Annotated in this window: 16 protein-coding genes and 1 pseudogene; 4 read left to right on the top strand and 13 right to left on the bottom strand. The window is 36.1% G+C overall.

Translation table 11 applies throughout. The annotated features are described in order from the left end of the window. The 4 genes from OZD68_RS05125 to OZD68_RS05110 form a co-directional block, all read right to left on the bottom strand. Positions 1-2,870 (bottom strand): hypothetical protein (locus OZD68_RS05125; RefSeq protein WP_275009173.1); only part of this gene is annotated, 2,870 nt, incomplete at its 3' end. Between the two features lie 137 nt (positions 2,871-3,007). Further along, the gene (locus OZD68_RS05120) at positions 3,008-3,715 is read right to left on the bottom strand and encodes a hypothetical protein (RefSeq protein WP_275009171.1); all 708 of its coding nucleotides are present in this window, start codon (positions 3,713-3,715) and stop codon (positions 3,008-3,010) included. Positions 3,716-3,777: 62 nt separating this feature from the next. Further along, complete coding sequence (locus OZD68_RS05115) at positions 3,778-4,962, bottom strand: cytoplasmic incompatibility factor CifA (RefSeq protein ID WP_275009169.1); 1,185 nt, start codon at positions 4,960-4,962, stop codon at positions 3,778-3,780. 151 nt (positions 4,963-5,113) lie between these two features. Continuing rightward, a complete protein-coding gene (locus OZD68_RS05110) occupies positions 5,114-5,254 on the bottom strand; it encodes a hypothetical protein (protein ID WP_275009167.1) in 141 nt (46 codons plus the stop codon). Positions 5,255-5,551: 297 nt separating this feature from the next. Between OZD68_RS05110 and OZD68_RS05105 the strand changes: the two genes are divergently transcribed. Continuing rightward, on the top strand, positions 5,552-7,915 hold the full coding sequence (locus OZD68_RS05105) for a TomO hydrophobic C-terminal domain-containing protein (protein ID WP_275009165.1): 2,364 nt from the start codon (positions 5,552-5,554) through the stop codon (positions 7,913-7,915). A gap of 143 nt (positions 7,916-8,058) precedes the next feature. Next, on the top strand, positions 8,059-8,205 hold the full coding sequence (locus OZD68_RS05100; protein WP_182309726.1) for a hypothetical protein: 147 nt from the start codon (positions 8,059-8,061) through the stop codon (positions 8,203-8,205). 400 nt (positions 8,206-8,605) lie between these two features. Here the strand turns inward: OZD68_RS05100 and OZD68_RS05095 are convergent, their stop codons facing one another. Next, the gene (locus OZD68_RS05095; protein ID WP_182309724.1) at positions 8,606-9,145 is read right to left on the bottom strand and encodes a pyrimidine dimer DNA glycosylase/endonuclease V; all 540 of its coding nucleotides are present in this window, start codon (positions 9,143-9,145) and stop codon (positions 8,606-8,608) included. 20 nt (positions 9,146-9,165) lie between these two features. Beyond that, the gene (locus tag OZD68_RS05090) at positions 9,166-10,062 is read right to left on the bottom strand and encodes an Rpn family recombination-promoting nuclease/putative transposase (protein ID WP_182309723.1); all 897 of its coding nucleotides are present in this window, start codon (positions 10,060-10,062) and stop codon (positions 9,166-9,168) included. Positions 10,063-10,175: 113 nt separating this feature from the next. Between OZD68_RS05090 and OZD68_RS05085 the strand changes: the two are divergent. Both OZD68_RS05085 and OZD68_RS05075 read left to right on the top strand, forming a co-directional pair. Then, positions 10,176-10,292 (top strand): annotated as a pseudogene (locus OZD68_RS05085) (helix-turn-helix domain-containing protein); the annotation flags it as partial. Positions 10,293-10,696: 404 nt separating this feature from the next. Further along, positions 10,697-11,560, top strand: coding sequence for an Rpn family recombination-promoting nuclease/putative transposase (locus OZD68_RS05075; RefSeq protein WP_275009161.1), 864 nt, complete (start codon positions 10,697-10,699; stop codon positions 11,558-11,560). Positions 11,561-11,945: 385 nt separating this feature from the next. Here OZD68_RS05075 and OZD68_RS05070 read toward each other — a convergent pair whose 3' ends face one another. The 7 genes from OZD68_RS05070 to OZD68_RS05040 all read right to left on the bottom strand — a co-directional run bounded on the left by OZD68_RS05070 (position 11,946) and on the right by OZD68_RS05040 (position 17,289). Next, positions 11,946-13,061, bottom strand: coding sequence for an FtsW/RodA/SpoVE family cell cycle protein (locus tag OZD68_RS05070; RefSeq protein WP_182309288.1), 1,116 nt, complete (start codon positions 13,059-13,061; stop codon positions 11,946-11,948). Then, entirely contained in the window at positions 13,058-13,774 is a 717-nt protein-coding gene (gene ubiE / locus OZD68_RS05065; RefSeq protein WP_182309287.1) for a bifunctional demethylmenaquinone methyltransferase/2-methoxy-6-polyprenyl-1,4-benzoquinol methylase UbiE, read from the bottom strand. The genes OZD68_RS05070 and ubiE overlap by 4 nt, the downstream gene beginning before the upstream one ends. A 53-nt stretch (positions 13,775-13,827) precedes the next feature. Continuing rightward, positions 13,828-14,691, bottom strand: a complete 864-nt coding sequence (gene lipA, locus OZD68_RS05060; protein ID WP_182309286.1) for a lipoyl synthase — start codon at positions 14,689-14,691, stop codon at positions 13,828-13,830. Then, complete coding sequence (rpmB, locus tag OZD68_RS05055) at positions 14,684-14,998, bottom strand: 50S ribosomal protein L28 (protein ID WP_006279619.1); 315 nt, start codon at positions 14,996-14,998, stop codon at positions 14,684-14,686. The genes lipA and rpmB overlap by 8 nt, the downstream gene beginning before the upstream one ends. Before the next feature lie 37 nt (positions 14,999-15,035). Next, positions 15,036-15,377, bottom strand: coding sequence for a DUF721 domain-containing protein (locus OZD68_RS05050; protein WP_010082513.1), 342 nt, complete (start codon positions 15,375-15,377; stop codon positions 15,036-15,038). Between the two features lie 495 nt (positions 15,378-15,872). Continuing rightward, the gene (gene ltrA / locus OZD68_RS05045) at positions 15,873-17,123 is read right to left on the bottom strand and encodes a group II intron reverse transcriptase/maturase (protein ID WP_182309282.1); all 1,251 of its coding nucleotides are present in this window, start codon (positions 17,121-17,123) and stop codon (positions 15,873-15,875) included. Positions 17,124-17,166: 43 nt separating this feature from the next. Further along, positions 17,167-17,289, bottom strand: a complete 123-nt coding sequence (locus tag OZD68_RS05040) for a hypothetical protein (protein WP_275008770.1) — start codon at positions 17,287-17,289, stop codon at positions 17,167-17,169. Positions 17,290-17,669 lie beyond the last annotated feature (380 nt).

Here is a 17,669-nt window from a genome sequence, read left to right as displayed (position 1 = left end):
TGCTTATGGCTATGGTAGAGCAGTAGCATATTATGATCTGTTCGGATTATTGTAAAAAGAGCTATACTAAGCAACTTACTAAAAGTAAAAGCCTCTTTTTCTTCCCTTTTCGATATCTGCTTACCTTGAGCTATACGCTCATAAATTTCAGATGAAGTTTTTAGATTATTTAAAAGTGATTTGTTTTCGTGTAAAGATAAAGCTTGAGATAAACCACGCGTAGTTGCTACGCATTTACCATTAACATTAACTCCTCGCTTTTCAAAAGAAGGCAAATAAAGGCCTTGTTTCGCTAATTCAATAGATGCATTTGGAAAGCTGCTAGATACAAACTGCAAAAGCGCTACTTGTTGCTCTTTATCAAAATGTAATGACTGTACATGAGATAATGTTAATTCTAAGTACTCTAATAGTAGTTCACGTATTCCATTTTGATTTTGAAGTCGTATAGTGCCTCTAATCAATGGATCATTGTCACGACTTTGTCCAGCATTAGTACCAGTGTTTCGAAATTCTCTTGAGATTTCTCTTCTCAGATCTTGAAAGTACTGTTCATTTCTAGGATGATTTTGATTATCCTGATTATTCAAGCCTGGAACATTTAACGTAAGACGGCGACGCATCTCATCCAACATACCTAGACCCCTTTCTCCAAGGTTATTATTTCCTTGTAAAACTTGATTGATATCTCTGGCATTCTCCAAAGCCCACAAGCCACAATTGTGATTGTCTCTTTGTTGTACTGACAAATTACCTTGCTGATCAGCAAGAATGTTATGGATATTAGCATTATTAATACCACTATCTTCTAAAGCTAGTCTAACATCATTTGGAATACCGCCACCAGTTGAGTTAGCATAATAACAATAATAATTCTCATTTTGGTAAACAATAGTTAATGTAACCCAATGAACGTTACCTAAATTAACAATTAAAGTTAATATCCTTCTTTCACCATTTTCTCCACCACGAAGCCTTTGCAGATTTTCACGTACCCATTGATACTCTTGACGTACTACTTGCCCATCATCATCACGTCGCTCTGGCTCTGTTATCTGTGCTTCTGAAGTTATTGCAAACAATTGATCATTTTCAACATTAAAGCCATACCTTCTTGCAGCATCAAATACATCACGGTGTTGAAGCCAATAATGATAATTAAGATTATCTGTTGCAAAATCTAATGTAAGTATATCATGTACATTTTCTAGCTGATCAAAATTACCATTTGGATTATTTTGAATATACGCATTTATTAGTTGTAATACTTGTTCTTGATTACGAGCAGCTCTTCTTGGTCCATAATGACGATTAATTTCATGTATATAAAGATTTTCTGGAATAGTTATAAGTTCTTCCGCTCTCTGTGCAGCTACATTAAGTACAACAGGACAGAAAACCACCTCATTTCCAGAAGTAACAGGCAAATACCCTCTTTCCTTTTCCATAAGTTCATTTATTCGCTGTTCAGCTTCTTCTTGCTCTTGTTGTACTTCTTGTTCACTACCAGCAAATCCTAACACATACCCAATTGGGTGAGTATCTGAATCATTCCCTGTAGGTCGTCTTAATGACAGAAGATCTAATCTCTGTTCCGTAACTCTCGTGCGTACTTCTTCCACCACTCCTTCTCTTATCCTTTCAGGACCATATGTTTGACTTATCTTGTACCTAGAAAGTACTTTATCAGGACTGTCATAAACATAAAATACACCATGCAATATAGACCGAAACTTGTCCTCGCTATCTACATCTATTATTGCATTACCATTCATATCTTCTGGCATTAATACTCTGGAAATAGCCGTCAATAGTTCTCCGTGCTGAGCACCATCTTGCCAGTCATCATTCATAACTCCCTCTAAAATACCATGTACATTTTCAGCATTGGGAATTTCTACAAGCTGATCACCAAGCAAATCACCTCTATTCCCCAGCAGGTAATCTTCCGGTGTATTAAATCTAACTGCATTAGAATTTATTCCAGATCGATCATTAAGTGTGTATGTCACTACACCCACAGCAGCAATATTATCTTGTGGTAAACGGATTGCCTCTAGTTGTATATCATTGCTGGCTCTAATATGAAGTATAACTACATCAGAATCTTGAGCATGCAAGACCATAGTTAAAACGCTTCTTCTTAAATTCTGATTATTGTATCTAAATATGTATTTTGTTACATATGCTTCATCATCTTCTTCTAGTCGTACAGGGTGTATATCAAAAGCACTACTCCCAAAAGCAAAACCAGTCATATAATCAAATCTCCTATCGCGATTACCTTCATCTATTGGTATTTCGCGTGGAAGATGATGTAGTAAAAAATTTCTAGTTTCCTCTTGAATTTGTCTGTCTTGTCTATTTCGTACACGCTCAAATAATTTTTCTACTAAAGGAAATCTATCCTGTTGAAGTTCTACTGTATCAACACTAAAAGGATCTAGATTTAAATTAAAATTTAATCCAACACAAACAGCATATCCTGATTCAGTATGAACAGGTATAAATGAAGAAGTACGTAATCTCTTAGCATTACCTCTAGCGCGATTTAATGCAGCACCAGAAGGCGTCCTCCATCCAATAACATTAATAACGATAGGAATGTTTTCTCTCTCTTCTTGACGATGTACAAGGAAAACAACACATGAATTTTCAGTAGACAAGTCAGGGTCAATATCTATCGTGTGGAGATGACTAAAATTTGCTAAAAACCCTAATAAAAATCCGTGACCCTCAAATTCTTGATTGCGATTTCTAATATCACTTTCTAGTCTGTCTGCGTAACGACGATAGATTCGAGTTATGTATGGCAAAATTTCTTCGTACATTCTATCTCTTACATCTTGCCTTTCGTTTCCTGCTATCATCTCTATAAAATTGTCAATTCGTTGTTGACCTGGTGCTATAGCTCTTTTTACAATAATCCGAACAGATCATAATATGCTACTGCTCTACCATAGGCATAAGCACATATCTTATCCTATTCGGACTATTGCGAGAAGTGCTATACTTGTGCAAAAGTAATGATTCTATCAAGTCCTTGCCTTATTCTGGCGCGTCTAAGTCCTGCCGCAACTCTGTCATGTCTATCAAGTCTTCTTATTTCTCGTCTTAAGTGACGAATGTTCACTCTATGATCATGTAAAATTTCTCGTCTAATATAATTAACCTCAGATACTGAATATTCGCCAAATTCACTTCTACCTTCATGATCTTCTTCACGAATCACTTCAAATACTGTTGAAATTCTCTCTCCCTGACCCTTGCCCTTTCCATGCATGCATACTTTGTATTGCTCAAAGCTTAGGTGTTCTTCCATTAAATTTGGATTTTGCCGTCTAATCTCTCGCACTAGAGCATCTCTTTCCCTTGTACTGAACCTTAACCCATCACTATTAGGGACGTCAGAAATGCTGTAACATCTTACAACCTGCTGTCCGTCAAGATTACGAGTCAAAACAGCAACTTTTAGGTTTCCTGTATTTCTATTTCTGCCTGTACGGGGATTAACACCATGATTATCAAAACGAAAATATACTTTTTCATCTGTTCTTAAAATTCCAGCATCATGTGCAGTAGCAAACATACTAAAAAAGAATATAGGAAGGAAACGACCTACACCCACATGATGCAAGAAAAATGGACAACGATCTAGAAAAGACTCAAATTCTCGTCTAAAACCCTCAAGACCTCTATCTACTAAACTTCTCACTAAAGACGCAAAACACCTCTCTATTTACTAGGACCAGAAAAACCACTTACATTGATGAAAGACTACTTATTACCACTAGGAGTAAAGGGCTTTTTCCTCTCAGGAGAACCAGAAGGACTCACATCAGGAGATTCAAGCTCGGACCCTGGCCCATCACCAGAAGCATCATGTCTTATGGGAGAACGAGAAAAACTTGGATCTTCAGCTTCTACTATTACTCTGGAACCACCATTCCTAGCAGGTAAGGGTTCTCTCTCTAACTTAGAAAACAATAACTCTTCTGCTAACTTGCCATAGTCCATACCTTTCTTCTTTCCCTCTCTACCACATAATCTAAGACTTTTTATCACCCTTTCCTTAAAGAACTTAAATCTTTCAGGAGAGGTATTTTTTTTAGCAAACAATATCATATCTCGTATTTCTCCTTCCTCCATTCTCTTTTCCTCATTAGGCTTACAAACATCTTCTCGTTGCGCATTGACTATTAATCCCGTAAGTACCCACTTTATAGGAATTCTACCATTTGAAGGATCAATAATAGCAGCCTTTTTGTATTCACCCAGCCTATCACACTCCCAAATCTTCATAATAAGAGATCTTGCTTGAACACTTGATTCAGGATTTTTCAACATTACATCTGAAAGCAAGGAAAGAAGAAGTTCATAGTCTCGCTGTGAGAATATCTTGTCCGAATGATCTCCTTGATCTAAAAGCCCTCTATAACACCAGTACTGCACCAAATCATGAACTGTATCAAAAAAACACGAATCTGTTAGTCTAAGAAAAAGAGAATATACCCCCATATCTTTCCCTAATAAATTCCGTAGCAGAGTATCTTTATCAGCTATATTCCTTACACAAAACTCTAAAATAGGAGCATCTTTCTTAACAGCCTGAACGTGAGATAAAGTAATAATAGCTTCCGTAAGCTTCTTCTCCTTATCTTTTTCCTCTAACTGATTGTAAAAATACTCTACTCCTTCACTCCACTTGAGTCTTACAGCACTGTCAAAACCCTCTACTGCATTACTAGGTTGCTTTAATTCTCCAGATTCTTTATCGATCCAGAAACTAAATACAGGACCTTCCTCTTCAATGCCACCCAAAAGTGAATTTCTTATGTATTTGTCAGTTATAGGATTGCCACTACCATCAAGTTCATCAGAAGAAAAATGACTTTTGTAAGATTCAAATGCTTTCTGAAAGAACGGATGAATTTTACCCACCACACAGTAAATACAAGCCATCTCGTACATGTGAAGTGGATTATCTATTTCTCCTATTTTTTCTTCAGTAAGCCTTTGACCTAAAACATTATTATTTAACCTTGTACCTAACCAACAAGCTTCATCTCGAAAAACATTATATAAGAATCCCAGCTTATCATCCTTAAAGGATTTAACATTCTCTCTCTATATGGGTTTCTGCCCAACCTTTAATAGCTAACTTTCTTCCAGCCGCAATGTCACGATCTGTATGTTTTATCACATCTTGTAGCTTTTTAAGCACTTCAGCTTGACGTTTTGTTCTTACTGGCATTTACCTCCCTATATCATGAAAACAACGCTATGGTACTAAATTTGTAACTAAGTTACAACACCTAATTACTCCAGAAAGACCTATTTGATACCCAAACGTTCTGGTCAGGCCTAGAGAAATCTGTCTGGAATTATTGAGTATTTTCTAGAAATCTTAATTTGACAGCTAACACCAGGTTTTCTTGAGACTATAGGTGATGCACTTTTTAACATTACCCTATTTATATTCCCAAGAATAAGGTCAGTAGATATGTTGTTTTCCAGAAGAATATTAGTAAGATTAATTGGAGAAGTGCTGATGGCTTTAGCTAAGTGTGTTTTAACTTCGCCCTTAAGTTCTGTTCAGCAGTATCTGTTAGTGTTAGGTAAGGTTATGGTTGTAAATACAAAATCCGATCAGCAGAGGGCTGAAGATGATCTATATACTGTTTTGAGATTCAAAGGAAAAGGAGATTTTGAAAGACGGATAAGAGAACTGCTTGTTAACGATTATAAGAAACTTAAAAAACCACTGAGCAAACTCCTTGGTAAGTTAGAAAGTAAAATAAGGACTAATAAAGAGAACAACCAAGCAGCCAGAAACGTTTATGATCAAATCAAAAAATCTAGAACTAATGAAGATAAATTAAGTAATTTATTGAACTTTAAAAAACAGCTAAAAGCTTTCCTAAAAAATCAAGATGATCGCGGTATTGTGTTAAATGCAATTGACTCTGCAAGTGTTATCCCTGTTATTGAAGTTAATGGTGTGCATCCAAAAGATAGTGAGATCAAAAAGTTAAAAAAAGCTCAACCTCTCACCTCTAACAGACAAGACTTTGAAGAAGCTCTAGGGTACATAGAATCACAAGAAAAAGTTATGGGGATTACATTAGAGGAGCTTAGGGAATACAAGCAACACTCTGTTAAGATTTTTCTACTGAACCGTGTTAATTCATGCAGAAATGGGTATTCTCAATTGCATTCTGGGGTAGAAGAAGCTACGGCAATACTATCAAGTGATAAGCTGAGGATTTTCTACGATGAGCCATTAGAGAATAAGGTGCTACAACCGATATTATCTTACGGAGGATATAAACAAATATATGACGAAACGAACTATGCAAAAAATGAATCTCATGTTATAACCGAAAGGGAAGAACTTGGAAAGAACGTTAGAACAGTAATGGAGGTGAATCGCTTTATGAATGAAAGCAGTAGAAAAGATCAGAAAAATGGTACTAGTTCAACAGAAACTTCTACAAATTATAGACAAGAGCAAGTTGCCTCTAGTGATGATAGAACACTTTATAATAGTGATATACCTTCACTAGGTAGATCGATTGAGAGCAGCCGAAGTCGCCTGTTCATGCCATTTGGAGCTTCTGTTGATACGAGTACCACGATTAAACCCCCTGCCAATCCATCTAACCTAGTTACCACTGGTGAGGATTATACTAGTAATGCAGATCTGAGTAATGAGTTCGGCGTAAGTTCCATGAGTAAAATTGTTGCGCCTATGGAGGTAGTAGTAAGTAATTTGGTAAAAATCAAAGAAATCGCAGAACAGCAGAGTAATACTTCACTAAGTAAAGAAGCAATAGATCTTGAAATAAATATGCGAGTTTTGATAGATGTTGTAGAAGGAGTTTTCAGAGATTGTAATAACGGATCAGCACAAAATTATCCTAAAAACATGCCTATTGAATCAGGATTGAAGGTATTGGAGCAGATGAATGAATCTTTAGATGAAAAGGTTCAAGAGTTACAGAAAAAAGTAGATGAGCTTGAAGAGGAGAATAAGGGTTTTCTAGACAAAAATGATAAACTTAAGGAAAAACTTGCTACAGCGAAAGAAGAAAAGCAATTGCTATTTGATGAAAAAGAAAAGATGCAGGAAGTTATAAATGGTCTGAATGAGAACAATCAACGATTAAGGCAAAAAATAAATGGGTTAGAAGATGATTATGAGTATGTGCTCAGAGCGGAAAAGACAAAAGGAGAAACCAAAGATTCGTGTATACAAGTGGAGAATGCAGATATACCGGAAGGAAAAGCTGAGTTACGTGAAGACTATGAAATTAAAATATTAAATCTGCAACAAGAGATAGATGCAAAAGGGACACAATGTAAGAGATTGCTATTAGCAAATAGTATATTACGAAGAAATATAGAACGATTAGAAGTCATTGAAGAATGCTTGAGTATCGATCCCTCACATTTTTGCTCTGGAGAAAATTTGTATAATGAGCTTATTCTAACTAATGAACAGCAGGAAAATCCTGATATATTAATCCTGGATGAGATGGATTCAAAAGTTATCACTGAGTCTGTGGGTGTTAATGTAAAACAAGGTTATAGTAAAAGGACTAGTAACCTATCTCGAGTCTCTGAACAAAGTTCAGCAGTAAAATCTCAATTCTCAGAAGCAAGAGCTCAGAGTAGAAAGCAAATAATTTATGCTGCTTCTTCTTTTATATTATCTGGAGCATTTGCTGTTGGTATAAGTTTAACAACGTCTCATTTAGGAGTATCTATTACACTTGCTTTTACTGCATTGACTCTCCTTACATTGGGATGTTATTGTTCGTATAAGGCAAGTACGACGCTTAGGAATATTCAACTTGATCAAACTTTTAAAATGGCTGATCATGAAGCTGTTTTTGTGGTTCCTAGTTTATAACTGTTTGGAAAAATATATTGTTTTACTCCCCAAAAGATTTGGTGAAAAAGAGGTAGAGAGAAAGATGAAAGGGTCTATCAGCTCTCGGTGCGGCAGATTAATCTCTGACGGTGATATAGAACATTACTTGGTGCTCTAGACAATTGGCGAATAAAATTCTAGGCGTAGAAGGAGATATAGATGAAGAAAAGACCAAATTTAGTAGAAAAATTAGCAAGATTTCTTTGTGCATGATAGTGAGAGAACAGCAAAGTAGTCGTATCAATGGATTAGTTTATGTTCTGAACTAAGCTTTTCGGTAGGTTATAAAAGAGGTAATATCGAGACCTTCCTTTGAAGTTCCAGATTATCAGAGTACTTTGCTCTTCTGAAGTTAGTGATGTTGGAGTACCTCTGGGTCGCAGTACTGATAACCAGAATTATGGACTAGGATAAAAAAAGAGCAATCAGCATGTGCCTAGATTTGAGCAGCAGACATAAACTTGAAATTACTATCAATTGGGTAAAATTGGAGAGTTTTAAATGGCTTGGCCATGTAAGGTATTCAATAAACTCCCATCTTTAAATTTGATCAAGCTTAGTTGAAAGAGTGGGGATTTTAATAATTTACCTCAAATCTAATTAAGAGTTAAAGTGAGAAGATGTTTTAGTTTTTATGCACCTTCCTCTCTACTAATTAAGGCGTTCTTTTTATTTGCGGCTTTTCAGCCGTACTATTCTTCTTAGCAACCAATCCGGTACTTCTCTACCCTTTTCCCACTTAGCAAACCTCATCTTTTCTTTTAGGTAGTACTCTCTGTAAGCTTTTACTGAATGACTAGACTTATATTGATCTGGTAACGCCTGTACAAAAGGCTTTATATCGGTTGATTGAAAAACAAGCAAATTCTTATTACTATCACACCAATCTATAACTTCTTCTGATTTATGTTTTCTTTTATATCGCCAAGTATACTCTTTGCACAGCTCCCTTCCGTATTTTATTAACCAGAAAAAGTTCCCTTTTGACTGTCTAGCCCATAAAGAGCAAGGATGGTTTTTGTGAGTAAGTTTATATGGAACTTCTATATTTTGGTTTGTGATACTGACAAAAGGGTTTGGTGCTTTTAACGCTGTTGAAAAAACATTACTGAGTAATTGAGCAGTTTCTAATGGCATTTTCACTATATGCTTATCGCATAACATTCGTGCTGCAATTACTGGGTTTTCATCTAGTACAAAGATGTTCATCTAGGTGTCAAAAGATAAAATCAAATTAAGTCTTTGACTTCGTTAACTGTAAGACCAGTAGTTTGAGCTATAATATCAATGGAAACAACTGCTTTTAGTAGATTCTTTGCGACCTCAATTTTCTCTGCTTTTCTGCCTTTTTTATGTCCGATAAGGATGCCTTCTTCTCTACCTTTTTCAGTAGCATCATCGAGTTTTTGTTCCAAGATAGCAGCTTCTTTCTGTAGATCCATTACCCTTTCTTCATAAGCTAATAGGTCCTTCTCATTCCAATGGAACTTACCTAACTCATCATATGCTAGCTTTATTATTGGTGATTTTTCTGCTATTTTCCTTAAATCTTCATCAGTTGTTTCTTCTGCATATTTAAAGAAAAATAGCCAACGATCTACTACATTTTCTAGCTGCTCTTCTTTACTCTTAGGAAACTTTGGCAGCTCAATAAAGATAAATTGAAAATCTTTTAAGTCATGCTCGTTAGTTTTTTCATCTCTTATGGTATGGCTAGATATATAATCAAGCTTATCAGGAAATAAATTACAATTGGAAATAGCAATAAAGAAAACCTTCTTTAAATCAATGTACTTACCACCTTTATCAGCCTGCCTTGAGTAAGCCTTAGCAGCATATAATTGAGCCTGTTTTTCAAAGCCTTTATCACGAGCGAGTTGCATTTCCGCAATATACCTATTTCCATATGAATCCTTACAAAGAACATCAACAATGCTTTGTTTATCAGAAGCAATCTCAGGATCCATAATAGTGCTAAGGAACTCAACATCTTGAATAGCGTTAACCCCAGTAAAACCTAAGATGTCATTTAAGAAGTGAATAAGGATATTCTTATTTTTCTCAGTGCCAAACACTCGTTTAAAGGACAGGTCGAATCTTGGATCAAGAAACTTAGAAAGAGCCATGAGAAAGTAAGTTAAAAAGCATTGATAATTATACACAATTATGAAGAAATATTCAACTAAAATGCAAACATTTTGTATATCTTTATTTTGTAGTATTAACCTATATAATATTTATGGCAAATATCTCGATAAGGTACCAAATAGCGCAAAAAGTAAGGAGCTGGAGGTTAAAGCGAGGTTATACTCAAAAAGATTTAGCGGAGAAAATCGGCGTAACGTATCAAATAGTATAGCTCTTTTTACAATAATCCGAACAGATCATAATATGCTACTGCTCTACCATAGCCATAAGCACATATCTTATCCTATTCGGACTATTGCGAGAAGTGCTATAGACAATGACTAGGGCTTCTTTTGCCTTTTTTTTCGTTTGGTAAATTTCTTAAGTATTTATGGCTAAACGACAATCATCATCCCGCTACGTGTTAGCGGGATCTATGTTAAGGTATGACGGTTAAGTAAGGGATCTATGTTAAGAGATACCGCGGCGGTATGACGGTTCGTGGCGGCGTGACGATAACCTCGTCATCCCGCTACGTGTTAGCGCCACGGCGGTATAGCTATACTTAAAAATATGGTTGAATAGTTGTTAATAATAGTGTACAATTATTAATCTTTTCTCAGTATTTTTACTATGGCTCTTTCTAAATTTCTCGATCCAAAGTTAGATTTAACATTTAAGAAAATCTTTGGCACTGAAAAAAATAAGAATGTTCTTATCCATTTTTTAAACGATATTTTAGGATGTACTGAAGTCAACACTATACAAGAAGTAGAATTCTTAAGCACCATTATGGACCCTGAAATTGCTTCTGATAAACAAAGCATTGTTGATGTTCTTTGCAGAGATTCTAGTGGGAACAGGTATATAATTGAGATGCAGCTCGCTCGTGATAAAGGCTTTGAAAAACGCGCACAACTTTATGCTGCTAAGGCTTACTCAAGACAAGCTGATAAATCTGGTAAATACGTTGATTTAAAGAAGATTTTCTTTATCGCGATTTCAAATTGTACCTTATTCCCTGATAAGCTTGACTATATATCTAGCCATACCATAAGAGATGAAAAAACCAATGGGCATGACTTAAAAGATTTTCAATTTATCTTCATAGAGCTGCCAAAATTTCCTAAGAGTAGAGAAGAACAACTAGAAAGTGTAGTAGACCGTTGGCTATTTTTTTTCAAATATGCAGATGAAACAACGGACGAAGATCTCAGAAAAATTGCGGAAAAATCACCAATAATAAAGCTAGCATATGATGAATTAGATAAGTTTCACTGGAATGAAAAAGATCTAATAACTTATGAAGAAAGAATAATGGATCTGCGCAAAGAAGAAGCCATTCTTGAATACAGACTTGATCTTGCTAAAGAGGAAGGTAGAAAAGAGAGGGAAATTGAAGTCGCAAAGAATCTACTTAAAGCAGGTGTTTCTTTTAATATTATAGCTCAAACTACTGGTCTTTCTATGAGTGAGATCAAAGAATTGCAGAATTAAGTGTGAATGGTTACGAAAAATATAAGTTTTTGCGATAAACGACATAGTGATGTATTTGTTGTTCAGCATGTCAGTGGAATATTTTCTGGTATCTGTTCAGATGCATGGCTAATGCTGAAACAAAAATTCCAGTGCTCCTTTTTTTGTCATCCCAGTGTCAGCTACTTGCATGACACCCATTTGTTCCTATAGTTGCTTTTCTCGTCTACCTTATTTTGCCACTCATCTGAACAGATACCCATTTTGGAGGGATACCAATAATATAGCCTTTCTTATAATAGTCCGAATGCGATAAGATATGTGTTTATGGCTATAGCAGGCCAGTAGCATATTACGGTCTGTTAGGATTATTGTAAAAAGAGCTATAGTTGTGAGCGGTACAAGTTTAGTCCATATACCTTCCAAGCATAACACGCTCACGAAACTTTAATGCGATAGCTTGGTTTCTACTGAAAGACAGCATTATGCCAAGTGCGATGCTCGAAGATAAAAGAGAAGAACCACCATAGCTAAGTAACGGCAGGGTTATGCCGGTGGTTGGAAAAACACTCAATGTTACTCCTATGTTTATTATGAATTGTGTGATGAATTGAATTGATATACCGAGAATCACCAACAGATTAAATAATTCATTTTCCCTATATGCAATGTAAAGCAAGCGGGCGGAAATGATGCCAAATAACATCAATGTGGCTAAGCACGTAATCAAACCAAATTCTTCTGCTAAAACAGAAAACACAAAATCTGTATGGCAATCAGGAAGAGAGGCTTTTACGCTACCTTCACCAGGCCCAACTCCAGTTAATTGACCTCTTTTGAATGCTTCTAATGATTTTGTGACTTGAAAGTTATCGCGCTGCGTAAAAAAGACAAAATTGTAAATCCTTTGCTTTATATGTGGGAGGCATAAGTAAGCTATTGTAGTTCCAGTTGTGGCCATTCCTATTATGCATAGAAAGTATAAAAATGGTATACATGCAATAAACATTTGACCGATAAAAGAATATGTTAAAAGCATAGACATACTGAAATCAGGTTGCAAAAGTAACAACACAAAAACTAACAGAAATATTATGATTGATATGTGTATTTTAAACTTCATTTCGCTGGCCAAGATACTAGCTATAACAACAGAAAAAAATGGCCTTACGAACTCAGATGGTTGAACTGAAATTTTGACAATATGTAACCATCGTTTCGCACCTTTTACCTCTATACCAAGTATTATCGCAATTGCTACTAGAATAGTAAATAAAATGAAACCTGCGAACGAGAGGTTAAGTATAGTTCTTGTGTTGAGAAAAGAAAATGTCACCAAGGTAATTAGTGACAGGACTATATAAATTGTGTGACGACGTATAAAATAATCTTGTGGTAAAGAAAGACGCTGCGCAATTACAGGGCTTGCTGAATAAACAAGAATGAAGCTTATAGTGAGCAAAAAAAACACTGGAAGGATGAGATAATAATCCAGCGTTTTATACCAGAGTTTAATATTCATTTTGTTCCAATGTGTAATGCCACTATTCCATAGCTCATATTATGAAACTCAACATTCTTAAAACCTACCTCTTCAATCTCCATTTTAAAATCAGCCTGAGTTGGAAATTCTCTGATGCTCTTCACTAAATATTCATAAGAACTCTTGTCTTTAGCAACTATGCTGCCAATTTTAGGAATTACTTTAAATGAATATAAGTCATAAAGTTTGGTAAATATCTCATTTTGATAGTGCATAGGGGCAAATTCTAAGCAGATAAATTTTCCATGTGGTTTTAATACCCTGTGCGCCTCATTTAAAGCCTTCTTACGCTCAGAAACATTTCGAATGCCAAAAGCTATTGTGCAATAATCAAATTCGGAGTCTTCAAATGGTAAACTTTCTGCGTTCGCACATACCCAATCAAAATTAATTTGGTTTGAATTTATAGCTTTATCACGTCCTCTGCTTAGCATGTTTTGATTTATATCGCATACTGTAACCTTAGCACTTGGCTCTTTTCTTACTACTCTTATTGCTATATCTCCAGTTCCTCCAGCAACATCTAAAACCTTAGAGTTTTTTGTAAAATGCACACTATTTACCATCCTATCTTTCCATAATCTGTGCATTCCGAGGCTCATTATATCATTCATGGTGTCATAGCGATTTGCCACGGAGTCGAATACCTCTTTAACTAATTGTGATTTCTTCTCGATTTTTATAGTAGACATTACGTAAAAACTCCTTTATAATTAGCAAAAATTAATTTGAATTAACACAGATGTCAACGGCAGGCCTTGAGCCTGTTAAAATCTTCTTCAGCGTGGTATGATGACCGAGTTAGTGGGCTTGATGCAACCACTAGGAACCCTTTGGAGTAAGCGATATATTTATAATGCTCAAACTCTTCTGGGGTAACATATCTATCAAGTTTTGCATGTTTTGGAGTTGGTTGTAGATATTGACCAATTGTAATAAAATCAACCTCAGCACTGCGCAAATCGTCCATAACCTGAAATATTTCCTCTTTTGTTTCTCCAAGACCAACCATAAGCCCCGACTTTGTGAAAACTTTAGGATTAATCTGCTTTACCATCTTCAGCAAATATAGTGAATGAAAATAGCGAGCTCGTGGTCTTATTTTTGCATACAATCTCGGCACTGTTTCAATATTGTGGTTATAGACATCAGGTGATGCAACAGCGATTGCTTCAAATGCTCCTTTCTTATTTAAAAAATCAGGAGTTAAAATCTCTATTGTTGTTTCTGAAGTTATCTTTCTAATTTCTTCTATGCACTGTATAAACTGATTTGCGCCACCATCTGGCAAATCATCACGATCAACGGAAGTAATGACAACATGTTTCCAGTTTAACTTTTTTATCGCTTTTGCTAAATTTTCTGGCTCATGAGGGTCTAGTTTATCAGGAATGCCAGTTGCAACGTTGCAAAATGCACAAGCACGAGTGCAAACAGAACCAAGAATCATCACAGTAGCATGACGTTTATTCCAACATTCACCAATATTTGGACATGCAGCCTCTTCGCACACTGTATGCAAGTTATGCAGTTTAACGATGTTTAAGGTCTCATTGAATACTTCACCGGTCGGAGCTTTTGCTCTGAGACATGGAGGCTTACTATGCATCTGAAACTGCTAACTCTACCTCTTGCTTTACTAAAACTTTTTTCAACCTTCTTTTTATCTTCTGCGCTTTCTCACTTAGTTTAATCGTTCTTGTGTTGAGTAAAAAAGCATCTAAATCACCTTTGTAATCTATAGTTCTCAAAGTTCTTGTTGCCACACGAAATCTAAACTTTTTATTCAATATATCACTTGTTAACGTAACCTTATGTAAATTTAAAAGAAAGGTACGCTTTGTTTTACGATTCGAATGTGATACCTTATTACCAAAAGATTTTTTTCTATTTGTTAACTCACAAACTCTACTCACTTCAATATACCAAACTATTCTATGTACTTAGATTACCTTATATAGTCAAATAGTCAATACTCTCTTGCTTAATTTTTATACCATATACTGCTTTATAACCAAAAAATATCGTAATTTTTTCTATTATAAGAGAAATCATATGCTGAATTTCCAATGCTTTGCTGCCATTTGTTACTACCAGATGCAACACACCCGAATTTATATTCTGTGCATATGAGATCTTTTTCGGTTTTGTACACTCTGCTATTTCTTTCCCTACTATATTTCGCCAGTTTAAAATAAGACGTATTTCATTTTTACTAATCTTATTTTTCATGCATTTTAATGCATAGTTTTCAATTATAGACTTTAATTTTTTTGGACCGCTACGTTTGAGCATTTTTCTGTTTTTTTAGTAGGTAGATAATATAAAAGTGTACATATAACTTGAGATTTTGTCATTACTGCTACATGTTTGTGAGATACCGTGACGGTATGACCATAATCGTCACTCCGCAACGCATGTTGCATAGTCGTCATTCCGCGGCGTGTTCGCGGAATCTAGCTCTGGTCACGCTACTTAGATGACAACCTGCTAACTGCTTTACAAACCTCTAGCCTCACACCGTAAAAGCAGTATTTTTATGCAAAACTTATCTCAACGTAGCACTTGTCAAGATCGTTCCATTCAAAAATTTTTGTTTTGCCTCATAATTAACCTTATAGCTGTTTTAATTGTAATTAGTTAAATTATTATTAACTTGCCAGGCTAGATCCAAAAAATAGCATAATCAATATGCAAATTGTAATAGAAATCAGGAGAGTAGACCGGCGGAACTTCCCCACCAGTCCCTCACAAGACTGTACGTAAACCTCTCGATTTATACAGCTTCCATTATTCAGTCTTCTGACCTAACCCTAACGTCCAGTGGTAGAAAGTATCTGGATTTTCCTTTCTTACTCTTCCTAGAAGTTGGCTTGCTAGTTTTCCTCGAGTTCGAAGCTTCCTATACTTTCTTTTGACCCACTTTTCCAGTTGCCGCTCTATGTTCTTCAGAGGTTTGTATATTTCTTGCCTGTAAAACCTGCCATAGTACTGAAACCAGCCTCTGACTATTGGATTTACTTTCCTCGATATTTCCTCTAAAGTTGTTGATGTTTGTCTGCGTATTTTCCATGACCTTATGACTTGACAGATCTTTTTCTTGGCCTTGTTACTAATCGCAGGTAGAAACGAGACAAAATAGGTTCCTACTTTGTTGTTCTTCGCTAACCTAGGTCTAAATGTATAGCCCAGGAAGTCAAAACTTTGTATTGGAAACCCACCTCTCCTGTTATCATCCTTACAGTACACTATTTGCGTCTTCTCAGGATGTAATTTTAGCTTACATTGTGCCAATCTTTCTTTGATTGCTGCTCGCATAAAGTCCGCCTGTTCCTTAGTTTTGCAGTGCACTATCACATCGTCCACATATCTTTCAAATGGTACTGTTGTGTAGTTTCGTTTCATCCACATATCAAATGCATGATGCATAAATATATTTGAAATGATCGGGCTAACTGAACCCCCTTGCGGAACTCCCTTATCCCTTACTACCTTGTTGCCATCTGCTTGCTGAATTGGAGCTTTCATCCATCTTTCAACATACAGTATGACCCATTTGCAGTCTGTGTGCTTTTTGATAGCTTGCAATGCCAAGCCGTGGTCCAAATTGTCGAAAAATCCAGATATATCAAGATCTATCGTCCAATCGTACCTCCAGCATCTTTTACGAGCTGTATCTACCGCATCCAGTGCAGACTTATTTGGTCTATAACCATATGAATCCTCATGAAATTTTGGTTCTACCAGCGGCTCTAGATACATAGCAGCAGCCGTTTGCCCTATCCTGTCAAATACTGAAGGAACACATAAAATTCTTTGCCCTCCTGTATCTTTTGGTATCGCAACAGCTTTTACCGGCTCTGGAAAATAACTTCCCGATGACATCCGATTCCATAGTTTGTACAGATTGTCTTTTAGATTTTCTTCAAACTTTGTTATCGAAACCTCATCCACACCAGCAGCACCTTTATTTTTCGATACTTGTTTATAAGCTCTCCAAATAAGTTGCTTCGGTATATCAGAAGACTTTGTTTTATTCATTTACTCCTCCCTTTCGTTTGACAAATAATTAAAACTGAATAACTCAGCCCCTTCGCTCCATTTCCATTACAGAAACTTCTTTACTACTACGAGCTGATCCGCCCCTGTTTTCCGCATCAGTACTCTCATCCTTGGAGATCAGCTCCTTGGATTTCTTCCTTATCATCGAAACGACAGGTTCCCGTAGTTCTTCACAATAGCCTGAAATAGATTCATGCCACCTTTATGCCGGACGCCAGCTATCCAGTAAACAAGCTCCCGATAGCCTTATCCCAGGTTACAAACGACCCCCTGGTTTTGACGTCATACAACTGGTTTCGACACTTCATCAGTGGTTCACTTACGTTCATCTCTCTATTTCATACATGACGCATAATTGCGCCTTTTCCATAACGCTCACTACCTTGGCTCTTTACCAAAGCAGCTTATGGTTGTTTGAAGCCTGCTCTTGTAAACCGGTTCCGAGGGACCTACCCTCATCTACTGTGCAGCTTTTGCACTTAGTTTGCTCTTACTTGAACATTCTTTGTGTCTCTACGGCACACC

This window comes from Wolbachia endosymbiont of Drosophila bicornuta, from assembly GCF_028982105.1.
GTDB lineage: Bacteria > Pseudomonadota > Alphaproteobacteria > Rickettsiales > Anaplasmataceae > Wolbachia > Wolbachia pipientis.
Note: the sequence above shows the minus strand (reverse complement) of the source record. Positions and strands in the feature narration are given on the sequence as shown.